We start from the raw sequence: 16,590 nt of genomic DNA, 5'->3' as shown, positions 1-16,590 counted from the left end.
CTCAGTACTCGCCCCCTCACCGTCCGGCGAGCGCTGTCAAAACAGGAAGTAACGCTGGGCCATCGGCAGTACGTCTGCCGGCTCGCACCACAGCAACACGCCATCGGCCTTGACCTGATAGGTCTGCGGGTCGACGTCGATCACTGGCAAGTAACCGTTGTGGATCAGGTCGGTTTTTTGCACATCGCGGCAGCCTTTGACCACCGCGATCTGCTTTTTCAAACCGAGGGTTTCAGGCACACCGGCATCCGCTGCGGCCTGGCTGATGAACGTCAGGCAGGTGGCGTGGCGCGATCCGCCATAGCTGGCGAACATGGGGCGGTAATGAACCGGCTGTGGGGTCGGAATGGAGGCGTTCGCGTCCCCCATCAGGCTGGCGGCAATCGCACCACCCTTGAGAATCAGCGTCGGCTTGACCCCGAAAAACGCCGGGCGCCACAGCACCAGATCGGCCCACTTGCCCACCTCGATCGACCCCACTTCATGGCTTACACCGTGGGTAATGGCCGGGTTGATAGTGTATTTGGCGATGTAGCGCCTGGCGCGGAAGTTGTCGTTGCCGGGGCTGTCTTCAGGCAGCGGGCCGCGCTGTTTCTTCATTTTGTCGGCGGTTTGCCACGTACGGGTGATGACTTCGCCCACACGTCCCATTGCCTGGCTGTCGGAGCTGATCATCGAAAAAGCCCCCAGATCGTGCAGGATGTCTTCGGCGGCAATGGTTTCGCGACGGATGCGGCTTTCAGCAAAGGCCACGTCTTCGGCAATGCTGGGGTCAAGGTGATGACACACCATCAGCATGTCGAGGTGTTCGTCGATGGTATTGCGGGTAAAGGGCCGGGTCGGGTTGGTCGAGCTCGGCAGTACGTTACTCAGGCCGCAGGCTTTGATGATGTCCGGGGCATGCCCGCCACCGGCGCCTTCGGTGTGATAAGTGTGGATGGTGCGGCCTTTGAACGCGGCGAGGGTGGTTTCGACAAACCCCGACTCGTTCAGGGTGTCACTGTGAATCGCCACTTGTACGTCATACAGGTCGGCAACGTTCAGGCAGTTGTCGATGGCGGCCGGGGTGGTGCCCCAGTCTTCATGCAGCTTGAGGCCGATCGCCCCGGCCTCGACCTGTTCGATCAGCGGTTGAGGCAGGCTGGCGTTGCCTTTACCGGTGAACCCCATGTTCATCGGGAACGCATCGGCGGCCTGCAGCATGCGCGCCATGTGCCACGGCCCGGAGGTGCAGGTGGTGGCATTGGTGCCTGTTGCCGGGCCGGTACCGCCGCCGATCATGGTGGTCACGCCGCTCATCAATGCTTCTTCGATCTGCTGCGGGCAGATGAAGTGAATATGGGTGTCGATCCCGCCTGCGGTGAGGATCATGCCTTCGCCGGCGATGACCTCGGTGCTGGCGCCGATGGCGATGGTTACGTTGGGCTGGATGTCCGGGTTGCCGGCTTTGCCGATGGCATGAATCCGCCCGTTTTTAAGCCCCACATCAGCTTTGACGATCCCCCAGTGATCGATGATCAGAGCGTTGGTAATCAATGTGTCGACGACTTCGCTGGCGAGCAGCTGGCTTTGCCCCATGCCGTCGCGAATCACCTTGCCGCCCCCAAATTTCACCTCTTCACCGTAGGTAGTGAAGTCCTGTTCGACCTCGATCCACAACTCGGTATCGGCCAGCCGTACCTTGTCGCCCACAGTGGGGCCGAACATATCGGCGTAAGCCTGACGAGAAATTTTCATTGTTCATTCCCCAAAATTAATTCGATCCGGCCCGCGGTGATTTCATCGCGAGCGTGCTCGCGATTCGTGTTGGGGTCAGTCCAGGTTGCCCATGATTCGCCCGGCAAAGCCAAACACACGACGCAGTCCGGCCAGCTCCACCAGTTCCACTTCGCGGGTCTGGCCCGGCTCGAAGCGCACGGCTGTTCCTGCCGGGATATTCAGGCGCATGCCGCGGCTGTCGGCCCGTTCAAAGTTCAGCGCATCATTGGTCTCGAAAAAGTGATAGTGCGAGCCGACCTGGATTGGCCGGTCGCCCCGGTTTGACACACTGAGACTCAAGGTGCGGCGGCCGACATTGAGTTCGATATCCCCGGACTCGATCCGGTATTCACCCGGAATCATTGCGGCTCACCCAGGGTTTTGTAGTAGATGGCCGTGGGGCTGTAATGGCCGTTCGGGCTGCGGCAATAGTTGGGCAATTCGCCGACACGGGTGTAGCCCAGTGCGCTGTAGAAGTTCTCGGCCGGGGAGCCGGCTTCGGTGTCCAGGTGCAACAACCCGCGTTTTTGCTGGCGGGCGCCCTGTTCAAGGGCGTGGATCAGCACCTGCCCCAGGCCGCGACGCCGCACCTCGTTGAGTACCAGCAGTTTTTGCACCTCGGCGCGGTTCAGGCCGTTGCTCTTCTGGCACAGGGCCAACTGCACACTGGCCAGCACGCGCTGGTCTTCGACCAGGACCCACAACAGCAAGCTGCCTTGCTCCAACTGAGTGTGAACCTCGTTGAAGTAGCGGCTGGCCTGAGGTAAGTCCAGATCGTCCATGAACCCGACCGAAGCACCGTGACGAACGGCATCGATCAGCAACGTGATCAAGTCTTCGCGATACTGCGCAAACGTCTGGGCCGTGACTTGCAGCACGTGTTCGGTATTCATTGCACGTTATCCAGGTGAGCGGCGCGGGGCAATGCGCCAGGGTTGAGCATCAATTGCATGAAGGTCAGGTCGAGCCAGCGACCAAACTTGATCCCGACTTGTGGCATGCGCCCGCTGGTGACGAAGCCGAGCTGGCGATGGACATGGATCGACGCGGCGTTACCGCTTTCAATGGCGGCCACCATCACATGTTTGTCGCAGGCTCTGGCACGTTTGATCAGTTCCACCAGCAACAGTGGGCCGAGGCGCTTGCCGCGCTGCTCGGGATGAATGTAGACCGAGTGTTCAACCGTGTGGCGGAAGCCTTCAAACGGTCGCCAGTCACCAAACGAGGCGTAACCCAGCGGGGTGTCGGCGGTATCGACGATCACCAGAATCGGGTAGCCCTGGGCCTGGCGGGCATCAAACCACTGCTGGCGGTTCTCCAGGTCGACGGTCTGCTCGTTCCAGATGGCCAGGGTATTGAGTACCGCATCGTTGTAGATGTCGCGAATCGCCGGCAGGTCGCTCGGGACAGCATCACGAATGATGTAAGACATGGTGCAGCCTCAGGCGATGGGTTGATGGACAGTGACCAGCTTGGTGCCATCCGGGAAGGTGGCTTCGATCTGGATGTCGGGGATCATTTCCGGGATACCTTCCATGACCTGCTCGCGGGTGAGCAGGGTGGTGCCGTAATGCATCAGGTCGGCGACGGTGCGGCCATCACGGGCACCTTCGAGCAAGGCGGCCGAAATATAGGCGATGGTTTCCGGATAGTTGAGAATCACGCCGCGTGCCAATCGCCGTTCGGCCAGCAGGCCGGCAGTGAAGATCAGCATCTTGCCTTTTTCGCGTGGTGTCAGGTCCATGATGGGTCCGTATTCAAATCAGAAAAAATAGAGTGCGAAGGGCGGGCGGCTGATGCCTGCGCCGTGCTTCAGGTGCTCCAGATTCTTGGCGCCAACGCCGCTCGGCCCAGTAGCGCCGGACGCAGCAGATGCCACAGGTCAATCAGCCAGCCCCGTGCCTGCAAGGCCTCAGCGGCCAGGCAACGCGCCACCAGCAGGCCCGGCAATTGGGTCAGATCACCTCGTACCGGGTTGGGCAACGAGCGGCAGGTCTCAAGCAATTCGGGGCTGATGTCACCGGTCACCAGCAACGTGGCAAATACCGGGTGGCCATCCAGGCCTATAGGCGAGTGCAACAGGCCATCGCCGCCGACAATGCGCTGGCGCTCATGCCAGAGCAACTGGCCGTCGCGACGGATATCCAGCTGTGATTGAAAGTGCCCGAGGTCGAAGTGTTCGTCGCTGGCTTGTCGGCCCAGCGCCACCATGTCCCAGTAAAACAGCCGCGCATCGCCTTCCAGTTCAATGCGGGTACTGAGTTCGGCCCGGGCTGCGCTGAAGACGATGGTTTCTTGTGGCAGCCATTCGAGCGTCGCGCCGGCGGCCACATTGAGCTCGACTGTTTGATAGGCCGGCCCGGCGGCGCGGTACCACTTTGCGGCGCCGGGGCTGGTCAGTTGCGCCCAGGCCCCGGGGCCGACACTGGCGCGAATGTTCAGCCGGTCACCGCCGGCGATCCCTCCCGGCGGATGGACGATGATGTGCTGGCACACCTGCGGGCCTTCGGCGTACAGGTGCTTTTGCACACGTAGCGGCCCGGCATGGCGGCGAAGCGTCGGGCGCGTGCTCTCACCAAAGCGGCCATAGCCCAGTTCCAGCTCGGCATCCCAGCTGGGGGTGAACAACGCGGTGTTGGCCGGCAGGTTCATAGGTAGGACTTTTCACTTATCAGGGCCACAGATTAAATCGTCACCAGCCCGCGTACACCCTCTGTTTGCATATTTTCTCCACGGCCTTGCTGCACGATCTCTCCCCGGGACATCACCAGGTACTGATCGGCCAGCTCTTCGGCAAAATCGTAGAACTGCTCCACCAGCAAGATCGCCATGTCGCCCCGGGCGGCGAGCATTTTGATCACGGCGCCAATCTCCTTGATCACCGAGGGTTGAATGCCTTCGGTGGGCTCGTCGAGGATCAGCAAGCGAGGCCGGCTGGCCAGTGCGCGGCCAATCGCCAGCTGTTGTTGCTGGCCACCGGACAAATCGCCACCGCGTCGATGTTTCATTTGCAGCAACACCGGGAACAGCTCATAGATGAACGCGGGCACTTCCCGGGCTTCGGCCCCCGGGAAGCGCGACAGGCCCATGAGCAGGTTTTCTTCAACCGTCAGGCGTCCGAAAATCTCCCGGCCCTGGGGCACATAAGCGATCCCGGCGTGCACGCGCTGATGAGGTTTAAGCGAGGTGATGACCTGACCCGCCCATTGCACTTCGCCTTCTTTGACCGGCAGCAAACCCATCAGGCACTTGAGCAGCGTGGTTTTGCCCACGCCATTGCGCCCGAGCAGGCACGTGACTTCACCCACGCTGACCTCAAATGACAGGCCGCGAAGAATGTGGCTACCGCCATAGAACTGATGCAGATTTTTGACGTGAAGCATGGTTGGTTTCCTTATGGCCTGCGCCTGACTGTGTACCTGTGCATAAGCCTTCTGTAGCCGCTGCCGAAGGCTGCGATGGGTTTTGCAGTTGAAGGTCCTGCGGCCCTTTTCGCAGCCTGCGGCAGCGGCTACAAAGGCAAGTTTGCAGCCTCGTTCCATTCATCAGCGGCCCAGATAAACCTCGATCACCCGCTCATCTGCCTGCACCTGTTCCAGCGACCCTTCGGCCAGTACGCTGCCTTGATGCAGCACGGTGACGTGGTCGGCGATGGCGCCGACGAAGCCCATGTCATGCTCCACCACCATCAGCGAGTGCTTGCCCGCCAGGCTTTTGAACAGTTCGGCGGTGAACTCGGTTTCAGCGTCGGTCATGCCCGCGACCGGCTCGTCCAGCAGCAACAGCTGCGGGTCTTGCACCAGCAGCATGCCGATTTCCAAAAACTGTTTTTGCCCGTGGGACAACAACCCGGCCGGGCGCTGTGCCGAGGGGGTCAGGCGGAGGGTGTCGAGCACCTCGCCGATGCGGTCGGTCTGTTCGCCGGTCAGCCTTGCGCGCAGGCTGGCCCACACCGACTTGTCGGTCTTTTGGGCCAGCTCCAGGTTTTCAAACACGCTCAGGGCCTCGAACACTGTGGGCTTTTGAAACTTGCGACCGATCCCGGCCTGGGCGATCTGCACTTCGCTCATCTGCCTCAGGTCGAAGGTTTCGCCAAACCACGCTTGACCTTCCGTGGGACGGGTCTTGCCGGTGATCACATCCATCATCGTGGTCTTGCCGGCCCCGTTGGGGCCAATGATGCAGCGCAACTCACCCACGCCGATGTACAGGTTGAGGTTGTTCAACGCCTTGAAGCCGTCAAAGCTGACGCTGATGTCTTCCAGGGTCAGGATCGTGCCGTGGCGGGTATTGAGGCCTGGCCCGGCGCTTTGGCCCAGGCCGATGGCGTCGCGGCTGCTGCCTGCATCCATGACCGGTTCGAGCATGAATTCAGCGGTCGGTGTGATTCTCATTGCTCGCCCCTTTTCTTCAGCAGGCCGATCACGCCCTTGGGCAGGTACAGGGTCACGATGATGAACAACGCCCCGAGAAAGAACAGCCAGTATTCGGGGAAGGCCACGGTGAACCAGCTCTTCATGCCATTGACCAGGCCTGCGCCGAGCAAGGGGCCGATCAAGGTGCCGCGTCCGCCCAGGGCCACCCATACGGCAGCTTCAATGGAGTTGGTGGGCGACATTTCACCCGGGTTGATGATCCCCACTTGCGGCACGTACAACGCTCCGGCCAAGCCACACAGCACGGCACTCAACACCCACACAAACAGCTTGAAGCCCCGCGGGTCGTAACCGCAGAACATCAGGCGGTTTTCGGCATCACGCAGCGCGGTGAGCACCCGGCCGAATTTGCTGCGCGCCAGTCGCCAGCCCAGAAACAGACTGCTTACCAGCAACAGCACGGTGGCTAAGAACAACGCGGCGCGGGTCCCGGGTTCAGTGATGCCGAACCCCAAAATGCTGCGGAAGTGGGTGAAGCCGTTGTTGCCGCCGAAGCCGGTTTCGTTACGAAAAAACAGCAACATCCCGGCGAAGGTCAGGGCCTGGGTCATGATCGAGAAGTACACGCCCTTGATCCGCGAACGAAAGGCGAAAAAGCCGAACACCAGCGCCAGCATGCCCGGCGCTAGCACCACCAGGCACATCGCCCACCAGAAGTGCTCGGTCCCGACCCAGTACCACGGCAGTTCGGTCCACGACAAAAAGGTCATGAAGGCGGGCAACTCATCGCCTGCGGCCTGGCGCATCAGGTACATACCCATCGCGTAACCGCCCAAAGCGAAGAACAGGCCGTGCCCCAGCGACAACAGCCCGGCATAACCCCAGACCAGATCCAGGGCCAGAGCGACAATGGCGTAGCACAGGATTTTGCCCACCAGCGTCAACGTGTAGGCAGAGACTTGAAACGGGCTGTCGGCAGGCAGCAGCGACAGCAGCGGCATGGCCAGCAGTACCAGCAGTATCAGGCCGCCCGCCAGCGCGGTGAGCCTGGGCCCGGCCTTTTGTGTGGCTGTCATCATCAGGGGTTGGTTCATCAGTCGATCACCCGTCCTTTCAGCGCGAAGAGACCTTGCGGGCGTTTCTGAATAAACAGAATGATCAGCCCCAGGATAAGGATTTTGCCGAGCACGGCGCCCATCTGCGGTTCCAGGATCTTGTTTGCCACCCCTAAGCCGAAGGCCGCGTAGACCGTGCCCGCGAGCTGACCGACGCCGCCGAGCACGACCACCAGGAAGGAATCAATGATGTAACCCTGGCCCAGGTCCGGGCCGACGTTGCCAACCTGACTCAACGCCACGCCACCCAGCCCGGCAATGCCCGAGCCGAGACCGAAGGCGAGCATGTCCACCCGCCCGGTCGGCACGCCACAGCACGCCGCCATGTTGCGGTTTTGGGTCACGGCCCGCACGTTAAGGCCCAACCGGGTTTTATTCAGCAGCAACCAGGTCAGCACTACGACGGCCAGGGCGAAGACGACGATGACCATGCGGTTGTAGGGCAGTACCAGATTGGGCAGCACGTGCAAGCCGCCCGAGAGCCAGGCCGGGTTGGCAACTTCGACGTTCTGCGCCCCAAACAGCAAGCGCACCAACTGGATCAACATCAGGCTGATGCCCCATGTGGCGAGCAGGGTTTCCAGTGGTCGGCCATAGAGATGGCGAATGATCGTGCGCTCCAGCAGCATGCCGACGCCGGCGGTGACGAAGAACGCCACGGGCAGAGCGAGCAGGGGATAGAACTCGATGGCCCCGGGTGCATAGCGCTGAAACAGCAACTGCACGGCGTAAGTGGCGTAGGCACCGAGCATCAGCATCTCGCCGTGGGCCATGTTGATCACGCCGAGCAGGCCGAAGGTGATGGCCAGCCCGAGGGCCGCCAGCAATAGAATCGACCCCAGGGATACGCCGCTGAAGGCCTGGCCCAGCACATCGCCGATCAGCAGTTTGCGCTCGACTTGCGCCAGGCTGGTTTCGGCAGCGGTACGCACGGCGGCATCGGTTTCGACACCCGGCTGCAACAGGTTTTCAAGGCGGGTACGGGCCAGCGGCTCGCCGGTTTCCCCGAGCAGGCGCACAGCGGCCAGGCGTACGGCGGGGTTGCTGTCCACCAGTTGCAGATTGGCCAGTGCCAGGCTCAGGGCGCTCTGAACATCGCTGTCGGTTTCGCTGGCCAGTTGTTGTTCGAGAAAGCTGAGCTGCGCCGGTCGGGCAGACTTTTGCAGTTGCTGCGCCGCGGTCAGGCGCAGTGCCGGGTCGGCGGCGAGCAGTTGATGGCTGGCCAGCGCGGTCTCGATCAAACCGCGCAAGCGGTTGTTCAGACGCACCGTTCGGGTTTCACCGTTGAGGGCAATCCGGCCTTGCTGCAGGCTGTTGATCAGCTCGACACGGGCCGGTTCGGGCCGGGCAGCCCAACTCTCCAGTAATTTGGCCTGTTGGGTACTGTTCGCGGCGGTGAAGTCGCTGGCGTCATCGGCCGTGGCCGCCAAGGGCAGGAATAGCAGCAACGCGAAGATAAAGCGGTAAAGGGCAGTGGGCATCGTCATGGCCTTACAGAGTCTGCAGGAGCGCGCTTGCTCGGGATGCAGGCGCCGCGGTTTATCAGAAACCGTCGAGATGCGAGCAAGCGCGCCTGCAGAGGGGGCGATCTATCGGTCTTAGTTACCCTTCACCGCGTAGTCCGGCTTTTTGTCGTTGCCAGGAATGTACGGGCTCCACGGTTGAGCCCGGACCGGGCCTTCGGTTTGCCAGACCACACTGAACTGACCGTCAGGCTGGATCTCGCCGATCATCACCGGTTTGTGCAAGTGATGGTTGGTCTTGTCCATGGTCAGGGTGTAGCCCGATGGCGCGGCGAAGCTCTGTCCGGCCAGGGCTTCACGGACTTTATCCACATCGGTGGACTTGGCCTTTTCAGCCGCCTGCGCCCACATGTGGATGCCCACGTAGGTGGCTTCCATCGGGTCGTTGGTCACGGCCTTGTCCGCCCCCGGCAGATTTTTGGCCTTGGCATAGGCTTTCCAGTTCGCCACGAACGCTTGGTTGACCGGGTTCTCGACCGACTGGAAGTAGTTCCAGGCCGCCAGGTTGCCCACCAGCGGCTTGGTGTCGATGCCACGCAGTTCTTCTTCACCCACCGAGAAGGCAATGACCGGCACGTCGGTCGCCTTGAGTCCCTGATTGGCCAGTTCCTTATAGAACGGCACATTGGAGTCGCCGTTGACGGTGGAGATCACGGCTGTTTTGCCACCGGCCGAGAACTTTTTGATGTTGGACACGATGGTCTGGTAATCGCTGTGACCAAACGGGGTGTAGACCTCTTCGATGTCTTTGTCGGCGACACCTTTGGCATGCAGGAAGGCGCGCAGGATTTTGTTGGTGGTGCGCGGGTACACATAGTCGGTGCCCAGCAAGACGAAGCGTGTGGCACTGCCGCCGTCTTCGCTCATCAAGTACTCAACGGCCGGGATCGCTTGCTGGTTAGGCGCAGCACCGGTGTAGAACACGTTGGGCGACATTTCTTCGCCTTCGTATTGCACCGGGTAGAACAGCAATCCGTTGAGCTCTTCAAACACCGGCAGCACCGACTTGCGCGACACCGAAGTCCAGCAACCGAACACCACCGCGACCTTGTCCTGGGTCAGCAACTGACGTCCCTTTTCGGCGAAGAGCGGCCAGTTGGACGCGGGGTCGACCACGACGGCTTCCAGCATTTTGCCGTTGACCCCGCCTTTGGCATTGATCTCGTCGATGGTCATCAATGCCATGTCTTTCAGCGAGGTTTCGGAGATCGCCATGGTCCCCGACAGCGAATGCAAGATGCCGACCTTGATGGTCTCTGCAGCCTGAAGGGTCCAGGACATGCCCATCGCGGCGATGGAAGCTGAGAGGGTGAAAGCCTTGATCAAGCTACGACGCTTCATGGTGCGAGCTCCAGGTGTCTGATTTTTTTAGTCGGCAGATACGAACGCTGAAGGTCTTTAGCAAAGGCTGTGCCGTTTCGGTGCGGCGGCTCTGGATTGGGGCTTTACGAGGATTTGTAACGCGGGCGCGCACCAGCCCGGTGCCGTCCGGCGCACGCCGTGGGCGCAGATGTTCTGCTTTGGTGCTTGAGCCCCCGCGCCTTAACTATGTAGCACCCGAAGGCGAGTGGCAGAACGCAGGATGGGCACTGGCCGCGATGGAACCGGCCAACACCCTCAAGGAGATGAGTGATGATGGAATCTGATAACCCGCGAACATCCGCCCGGGAGCGGAACGGTGCACCGGTAACGCTGCCGACACTGAGCCCTGCGTTCCTTAACCCCGATGATGCCGCCCGCTTTGCCCATGAGCTGATCGGCGAACGGCGCAACGTTGAGTATGGCGGGGCGATCCTGAAGGACCGCCAGGGCCGTTATTTTGCGACGCGCCCGGTGAGGGGCAAGGCCACGTCCTTCAACCCCGAACTGATCATGGCGCGCGATGCCGGCGGTGCCTTTATCCAGCCGGCGGGCTATACGTGCTACGCCTTTTACCATTCGCACCCGGACAACTACGATGCGCTGCAGGCGCATTTCGGCCATTGGGGCGCACCGGATATTCACCTGCAGGTCAGCTTCTTTTCGGTCAATGACCTGCTGGCCACGATCATCAACGCCGAGTTTGCTCCTGCGCACTACCTGTCCGGCGTAAACGGATCGCTGATCAAGTATGTGACCAGCGGCTCTGCCCTCGAACGTGCCCTGTTGCTCAAGCTGTACAAGGACATTCGGGCCGGCGTCCAGAGTTTTGACTCGATGACCGAGAGCGTCAGGGCGGTCGCCGAAGCCGGGACATTGACCGTCATCCAGTCCATGGAGGTCTGGGGCGCCAGAGTGGGGCGGCTGAGCGGGGCATTCAAGGCGTTACCGGTGCCGCATGCGTTGGCGCTGGCGCCGGTGATTGTGCAATTCCCGGCCTTCGGTCCTGTGTGTTCCAGCATCGAGCTGGCCCTCAAGTATGCCCGGCGCCGAATGTATCGAACCGCCGATCCGCACTATGGCGTGACCCTCAAACACAGGGAACGCCAGGCGTTCGTTGTCAGCGAACCCATCACCCAGGCGATGGACTTCTCTCTGGACCGGGCGCTGGGCCGGGACCCGGAGGGGCGTAGCTTGATGCCTGCCGGTTACTCCGCTTTCGGCTTTTATGGTTGCGATGGTCTTTACCGCGACCCGTCGCTGATACCCGCGCAACAGGCCAGCGTGTTCAAGAACTTCATGCACCCCGATGCCCTGCAAAAGGGCATTGCAGCGGCGCAGGCCCATGCCGGCCCGGGGGCGACTCAAGCCTTGCCACTGTATATCGCGACCCGCGACGGGGCTTTGCTGGAGTATGTGTCGCACTTCCTCGCTGTCGAGCACGCCCTGTTTGCCCGGCTGTCGGCAGCCGAAGGCGGCGGGCTGTCGATCCTGCGCGACCTGCTGGCAGGTGTCGAAACCGTTCAGGGGCTGATTCGTTCGCTGGCCAGTGCAGGCCAGTTGAGCGTGCTGCAAACCAGCGATGTGTGGAGTACCGAAGGCCGTGTCGATGCGCACTGGCAGCCTTTCAGCGGGTTTGAGCGGCGGGCGCTGAGTCCTTTCTTTATCAGCGCCGACGATGCGGCGCGTTATGTCCATGCCCGGATGGCCGGGGGTCAGGATAAAGTCTACGGCGGGCTTGTTTACCAGACTCCGGATCGGCGCTTTATCGCCACAGAGCCGTTGGCGTCCCACAACGAAACCTTTGATCCGTCGAGCGTGGTGCCGCAAGACGTTGAGCCCTTCATTCCCACCGAATACCGGGTGGTCGCGGCTTATCAGTCGCACAGGGTCGAGCCCTTGCAGCTGTGGCGCTCCGACCAGGAGGAACAACTGGCCCGCGCAATGTTTGCCCCCCATGAGTTGTGCGCCGCGATCAAGGGTCGCCATTGGGCACCCGTGCGCTATTTCTGCGCCCCCGACGGGGCATTGCTCAAATATTCGGCGAGTGGTTCGGCGGCTGAGAAAAAGCTCCTGGTCAGCCTTTCGCCCCCTGTAGAACACCCTGAGCAGGCACGGAACAACCCGCTGCAATCCAGGCTGCGGGCCAACTCAATCAAGCCCGGCGAATACATTGCCCAGGTCGCTGGCGCGGGTCAGTTGCAGGTTGTCACCGGCAGCCCTCATTGGGGTGTGCCGGGCACCCTCAGGGCCACTTCGGTGCTGCCGTTATCCAGGGACGAAGGGCTTGAGGCCAGTCAGCCTCCGGCCTGCGGTCCGGTGTTCAGTCAGGTGCTCGATGCCGTCCGTGATGCTCACCGTCGAATGGGGGAACGTCGGGGTGTGCAATATGGCTTCATTTTGAAAAGCAACGTCGGCGCGCACTATGTTGCAACCGTACCGGTACAGAGCGATGCGCTGAGCCTGGACAAGGTGTTTGCGCATCGCCCGTCGGCCTCAGGTGACCACTGGCCCGAAGGCTTTACAGTCTTTGCCATGTACCTGGCCGGGCCTGCCCGGTCGGCATTCCTTGCCACGGATGAACTGTACCAGGCGTTTGTCTCGCCCCGTGATTTGGCGGTGGCGATGGTGACACTCTCGATCATCAAGGATCAGCGTTATCCGTTGGCAGACCCGGTGAAGTTGTACCTTTCAACGGCGGACGGCGCTGTGCTGGGCTTTTTGCCGGGCAATATCCCCAGGCTTATCGGTGCGGGGAGCTTGCGCAACACCGGCAAGGAGATGATCGAGCAACTGGCCAGCCAGGCCGAGACAGCGCTGGGGTACGTGCGCAAGGTAGCGGCGAGCGGTGTCCTCGAGGTTCTGCTGCCCAGCCCGCTTTGGGGGCCAGCGGGGCGTATCTCGCAGGGTTGGCGGCCGTGGGGGCAAACACCCACCGTGGACGGGCCGGGCAACATATTCGCACTGGGCCCTGAGTTCAGTCACGAAGACGATGCGGCGCGATACGCCCATGACCAACTCACTTGCCCGCATGTACACGCAGTGACCGGCGCGATCCTGCACAACCCGGCCTCCAGCCGGTATGTGGCGGTGGAGCCTTTCAGGAATGGCGCTCCCGTGGACGGTGCCGAAGCGCTGTTCCTGAGTGCAACGTTCGAGCGTTCAACAGGCCAGTTGCGCCCCTTGCCGGACTTCCCCGACGGTTATGCGCCGATAGCCGCCCACTTTTCGCACCCGCCCGTCGACAGTGCTCGAGGGACGGAGGCGCAGCGGCAGTTGCTGGATAACTCATTCGCGCCGCGTGATATTTGCTATGTGACCACGGGGCTGGAACGCCTGGGGTTTTCGTTGGCACACGCGTTTCACTCGGGCAACGATGGCTCGTTGCTCAAGTACCGACGGCGGGAAGGGGAGGCGCAAAAGGCGCTGTGCGAGATGGTCCCGGGCTCCGATTTTTGGGACGACCTGTATGCCAGTCAGCAAGGGGTCGATGCGAGCCCGAAAAAACAACGTGATTACCTGGCGCAACTGGCCAGTGCGGGCGCCCTGAGCGTGCTGGCGAGCAGCCGCGAGTGGCCGCGTGCGGGGCGTGTAGAGGTCGGTGACAATCACGCACTGCAGGCGGCACTACAGACCGTGGACTGGGACACCCCTTCGCCGCTGGATGCCATACCCACGCCGAAACCCGGGCTGTTGCGCGACGAAATCTAGCGTTTGCGCATCAGGCCAAGAAAGAACAACCCGCCGATCGCCGCCGTGGCCACGCCAATGGGCAGGTCTTCGGGGGCAATCAGGGTGCGTGCGGCGACATCGACCCAGACCAGGAATACGCTGCCGAGCAGGGCCGACACCGGCAACAATCGCCGGTGCTCGGCACCGACCAGGCGGCGCGCGATATGCGGGATCATCAGCCCGACAAAGCCAATCGAACCGCTGATGGCGACCAGTACTCCGGTCATCATCGAGGCAATCAGGAACACCCGCAGGCGCACCGTGCGGGCATTCAGACCGAGGGTCACGGCGGTCTGCTCGCCGGCCATCAATGCATTCAACGGGCGGGCCATGCCCAGTAGCAACACCAGCCCCAGCAACACGCTGGCGCTGGGGATTGCCAGCAGCTCCCAGCGCGCCAGACCAAGCCCGCCCAACATCCAGAACAGCACGGCGGAACTGGCGCGATGGTCACCCAGAAACAGCAGGGTGTTGGCGATGGCCATCATCACGAATGACACCGCCACCCCGCACAACAGCAAGCGGTCGCTGTCGAGCCGGCCCTGACGGCTGGCGATGACCAGCACCAGCAACATGCTCAGCAGGGCACCGATAAATGCGGCAATCGGCAAGGTCAGCAGGCCGACGATCTGACCGACATGCAGCACCACGATCACTGCGCCCAGCGTCGCGCCACTGGTCACACCCAGCAGGTGCGGGTCGGCCAGCGGGTTGCGGGTCACGGCTTGCAGGACGGCACCGATCAACGCCAGCCCGGCGCCCACCAGCGCCCCGAGCAGCATGCGCGGCACACGGATCAGCCACACGATATGGGCTTGCCCGGGACTCCAGTTCACCTCTCCGATACCGAACAGCTTGTTCAGCAATATGTGCCACACCACTTCCACCGGCACCCGCGCCGGACCAAAACCCAGCGACACCACGCACGACACCAGCAACAGGACGCCAAGGCCGCTCAGCATGAGAGAGTAGCGACGGTCGGTCATTGCGGATGAAAGCCTTTGGCCAGGGTTTTGATCGCCACCACGTTGTCGATGCCCGGTGTGGCCTGAACATAGGGGATGACGATAAAGCGTTTGTTGCGGATGGCCGCCACGGATTGCAGCGCCGGGTTGTGCTCAAGGAAGTATTGTTTTTGCTCGGCACTGACTTCGCTGTAATCGACGATGACGATCACCTCGGGGTTACGCTCGACCACGGTTTCCCAATTGATGCGGGTCCAGCTGGCATCAATGTCGCCGAGGATATCGTCACCGCCGGCGGCTTCGATCAGGGCATGGGGAATGCCCAGGCGACCTGACGTCATGGCGCGGTCTTCTCCGCTGTCATACAAAAACACCCGTGGCCGGCTCTCGGGCAGGGTCTTGCGGGTGTCCGCAACGCTCTGCTGCATCTGTGCAATCAAGGCGTTGGCGCGATCCTGCACGTCGAAGATCTTGCCCAGGTTGCGCAGGTCGTTGTAAGTGTCTTCGAGGCTGGCAGCCGGGCGCTTCATCACAAACGCGCAGGACTCGGTCAGCTCATACACATTGATCCCCAGCGGGGTCAGGGTTTGGGGAGTGAGATCGCCGCCTACCCGCATGCCGTAATCCCAGCCGGCGAAGAAAAAATCAACGTTGGCATTGAGCAGGGTTTCGATCGAAGGGTACTTGCTCGCCAGTTCCGGCAGGCCGTCGAGAATCACCTGCATCTCGGGCGTGACCGCCTTCCAGCCGCTGATGCCGCTGTAGCCCGCCATGCGTGGCTTGAGGCCCAAGGCAAGCATCATTTGCGTCATGTTGATGTCGTGGCTGACCGCGTGTGTCGGCGCCTGATTGAACGTGACGTCGCGGTTGCAGCTCTGGATTGTCAGCGGGTAGCGGGAGGCTTCGGCCTGAGCCCATTGGGTAACAGACAGCAGGCTCAGGCAGAGCGCGAGGCGGATAAAAGTCATGGTTGGGTTATCCAGGTAATGCGCGGGTAGCCGGACAGGGGATGGTCGTCGACCAGGGCCTGGACACCAAACACGTCGCGCAACAGGTCGACGGTCAGCACCTCGCGCGGGGTGCCGCTGGCGATGATCCTGCCGTGGTCGATCACATACAGCCGGTCGCAAAAAGCTGCGGCCAGATTAAGGTCGTGGATGCTGGCCAGGGTGCCGATCTGCAGGCGCTTGAGCAGTTGCAGCAGTTCGAGCTGATAACGTGGGTCGAGGTGATTGGTCGGCTCATCGAGGATCAGCAGCTCGGGCTGCTGCGTCAGCGCCCGGGCCAGAATCACCCGCTGCTTTTCGCCACCGGACAAGGTGGCGAAGGCGTGGTCTTCAAAACCGTGCAGGCCGACAGATTCCAGGGCGTCCCTGGCCAGTTGCCGATCGACCTCGGTGTCGCCATCAAACAGGCCTTTGTGCGGGGTACGACCCATGGCGACGATTTCAGCCACGGTCAGGCCGAAGGCGTCGGGGAATTCTTGCAACACCACCGCGATGCGTCGGGCGCACCAGCGCGATGATTGTTGCCAGAGGTTGTGCCGGTCGAGGTGGACTTCACCCCGCTCCGGCTTGCTGAAGCGATAAGCGCAGCGCAACAGGCTGGTTTTGCCGCTGCCATTAGGCCCGATCAGCCCCACGAACTCCCCGGCCGCCACGTGCAGGTTGGCATCGCGCAGTTGAAACTGGTGATGACAATGGCCGTGGCCCAAAGGCGTCCAGGCGAGCTGAGTGAGGGTGAGGCGGGTCATAAGGTTCCG

The 16,590-nt window shown here is 61.8% G+C and carries 16 protein-coding genes; 2 read left to right on the top strand and 14 right to left on the bottom strand.

Features of this window, described 5'->3' with window-relative positions:
* Nucleotides 1-36: 36 nt before the first annotated feature.
* The 11 genes from ureC to urtA all read right to left on the bottom strand — a co-directional run bounded on the left by ureC (nt 37) and on the right by urtA (nt 10,113).
* The gene (gene ureC, locus AWM69_RS16245) at nt 37-1,737 is read right to left on the bottom strand and encodes an urease subunit alpha (protein WP_218727535.1); all 1,701 of its coding nucleotides are present in this window, start codon (nt 1,735-1,737) and stop codon (nt 37-39) included.
* A 75-nt stretch (nt 1,738-1,812) separates the two neighbouring features.
* Entirely contained in the window at nt 1,813-2,121 is a 309-nt protein-coding gene (locus AWM69_RS16240) for an urease subunit beta (RefSeq protein WP_131653594.1), read from the bottom strand.
* Nucleotides 2,118-2,651 (bottom strand): GNAT family N-acetyltransferase, encoded by a 534-nt coding sequence (locus AWM69_RS16235; protein ID WP_131653593.1) that lies wholly within the window; start codon nt 2,649-2,651, stop codon nt 2,118-2,120. Before AWM69_RS16235 ends, AWM69_RS16240 begins: the two co-directional genes overlap by 4 nt.
* Entirely contained in the window at nt 2,648-3,190 is a 543-nt protein-coding gene (locus AWM69_RS16230) for a GNAT family N-acetyltransferase (protein WP_218727533.1), read from the bottom strand. Before AWM69_RS16230 ends, AWM69_RS16235 begins: the two co-directional genes overlap by 4 nt.
* A 9-nt stretch (nt 3,191-3,199) precedes the next feature.
* Complete coding sequence (gene ureA, locus AWM69_RS16225; RefSeq protein ID WP_218727531.1) at nt 3,200-3,502, bottom strand: urease subunit gamma; 303 nt, start codon at nt 3,500-3,502, stop codon at nt 3,200-3,202.
* A 68-nt stretch (nt 3,503-3,570) separates the two neighbouring features.
* Complete coding sequence (locus tag AWM69_RS16220) at nt 3,571-4,410, bottom strand: urease accessory protein UreD (RefSeq protein ID WP_131653591.1); 840 nt, start codon at nt 4,408-4,410, stop codon at nt 3,571-3,573.
* A 32-nt stretch (nt 4,411-4,442) separates the two neighbouring features.
* Nucleotides 4,443-5,141 (bottom strand): urea ABC transporter ATP-binding subunit UrtE, encoded by a 699-nt coding sequence (urtE, locus tag AWM69_RS16215; protein ID WP_048382703.1) that lies wholly within the window; start codon nt 5,139-5,141, stop codon nt 4,443-4,445.
* 162 nt (nt 5,142-5,303) lie between these two features.
* Nucleotides 5,304-6,152, bottom strand: a complete 849-nt coding sequence (gene urtD, locus AWM69_RS16210) for an urea ABC transporter ATP-binding protein UrtD (RefSeq protein WP_131653590.1) — start codon at nt 6,150-6,152, stop codon at nt 5,304-5,306.
* Nucleotides 6,149-7,228, bottom strand: coding sequence for an urea ABC transporter permease subunit UrtC (urtC, locus tag AWM69_RS16205; protein WP_131653589.1), 1,080 nt, complete (start codon nt 7,226-7,228; stop codon nt 6,149-6,151). Before urtC ends, urtD begins: the two co-directional genes overlap by 4 nt.
* Nucleotides 7,228-8,730: an urea ABC transporter permease subunit UrtB gene (urtB, locus tag AWM69_RS16200; RefSeq protein ID WP_218727529.1), complete on the bottom strand. Its 1,503-nt coding sequence runs from the start codon at nt 8,728-8,730 to the stop codon at nt 7,228-7,230. Before urtB ends, urtC begins: the two co-directional genes overlap by 1 nt.
* Nucleotides 8,731-8,847: 117 nt before the next feature.
* Nucleotides 8,848-10,113 (bottom strand): urea ABC transporter substrate-binding protein, encoded by a 1,266-nt coding sequence (gene urtA / locus AWM69_RS16195; RefSeq protein WP_218727527.1) that lies wholly within the window; start codon nt 10,111-10,113, stop codon nt 8,848-8,850.
* Between the two features lie 182 nt (nt 10,114-10,295).
* Between urtA and AWM69_RS22910 the strand changes: the two genes are divergently transcribed.
* Together AWM69_RS22910 and AWM69_RS16190 are read left to right on the top strand one after the other, a co-directional pair.
* The gene (locus AWM69_RS22910; RefSeq protein WP_256930377.1) at nt 10,296-10,418 is read left to right on the top strand and encodes a hypothetical protein; all 123 of its coding nucleotides are present in this window, start codon (nt 10,296-10,298) and stop codon (nt 10,416-10,418) included.
* Entirely contained in the window at nt 10,405-13,842 is a 3,438-nt protein-coding gene (locus AWM69_RS16190) for a DUF4329 domain-containing protein (RefSeq protein WP_218727525.1), read from the top strand. Before AWM69_RS22910 ends, AWM69_RS16190 begins: the two co-directional genes overlap by 14 nt.
* Here AWM69_RS16190 and AWM69_RS16185 read toward each other — a convergent pair.
* Genes AWM69_RS16185 through AWM69_RS16175 form a run of 3 tightly spaced genes read right to left on the bottom strand, consistent with a single transcriptional unit; the run spans nt 13,839 to nt 16,581 of the window.
* A complete protein-coding gene (locus AWM69_RS16185; protein WP_048382698.1) occupies nt 13,839-14,849 on the bottom strand; it encodes an iron ABC transporter permease in 1,011 nt (336 codons plus the stop codon). The genes AWM69_RS16190 and AWM69_RS16185 overlap by 4 nt on opposite strands.
* Nucleotides 14,846-15,796, bottom strand: a complete 951-nt coding sequence (locus tag AWM69_RS16180; RefSeq protein WP_218727523.1) for an ABC transporter substrate-binding protein — start codon at nt 15,794-15,796, stop codon at nt 14,846-14,848. Before AWM69_RS16180 ends, AWM69_RS16185 begins: the two co-directional genes overlap by 4 nt.
* Nucleotides 15,793-16,581 (bottom strand): ABC transporter ATP-binding protein, encoded by a 789-nt coding sequence (locus AWM69_RS16175; protein ID WP_048382695.1) that lies wholly within the window; start codon nt 16,579-16,581, stop codon nt 15,793-15,795. Before AWM69_RS16175 ends, AWM69_RS16180 begins: the two co-directional genes overlap by 4 nt.
* Nucleotides 16,582-16,590 lie beyond the last annotated feature (9 nt).

This window comes from Pseudomonas sp. D1HM, assembly GCF_019266105.1.
Lineage (GTDB): Bacteria > Pseudomonadota > Gammaproteobacteria > Pseudomonadales > Pseudomonadaceae > Aquipseudomonas > Aquipseudomonas taetrolens.
The sequence above is the reverse complement of the archived record's forward strand: the minus strand, read 5'-3'. Positions and strand labels throughout refer to the sequence as shown.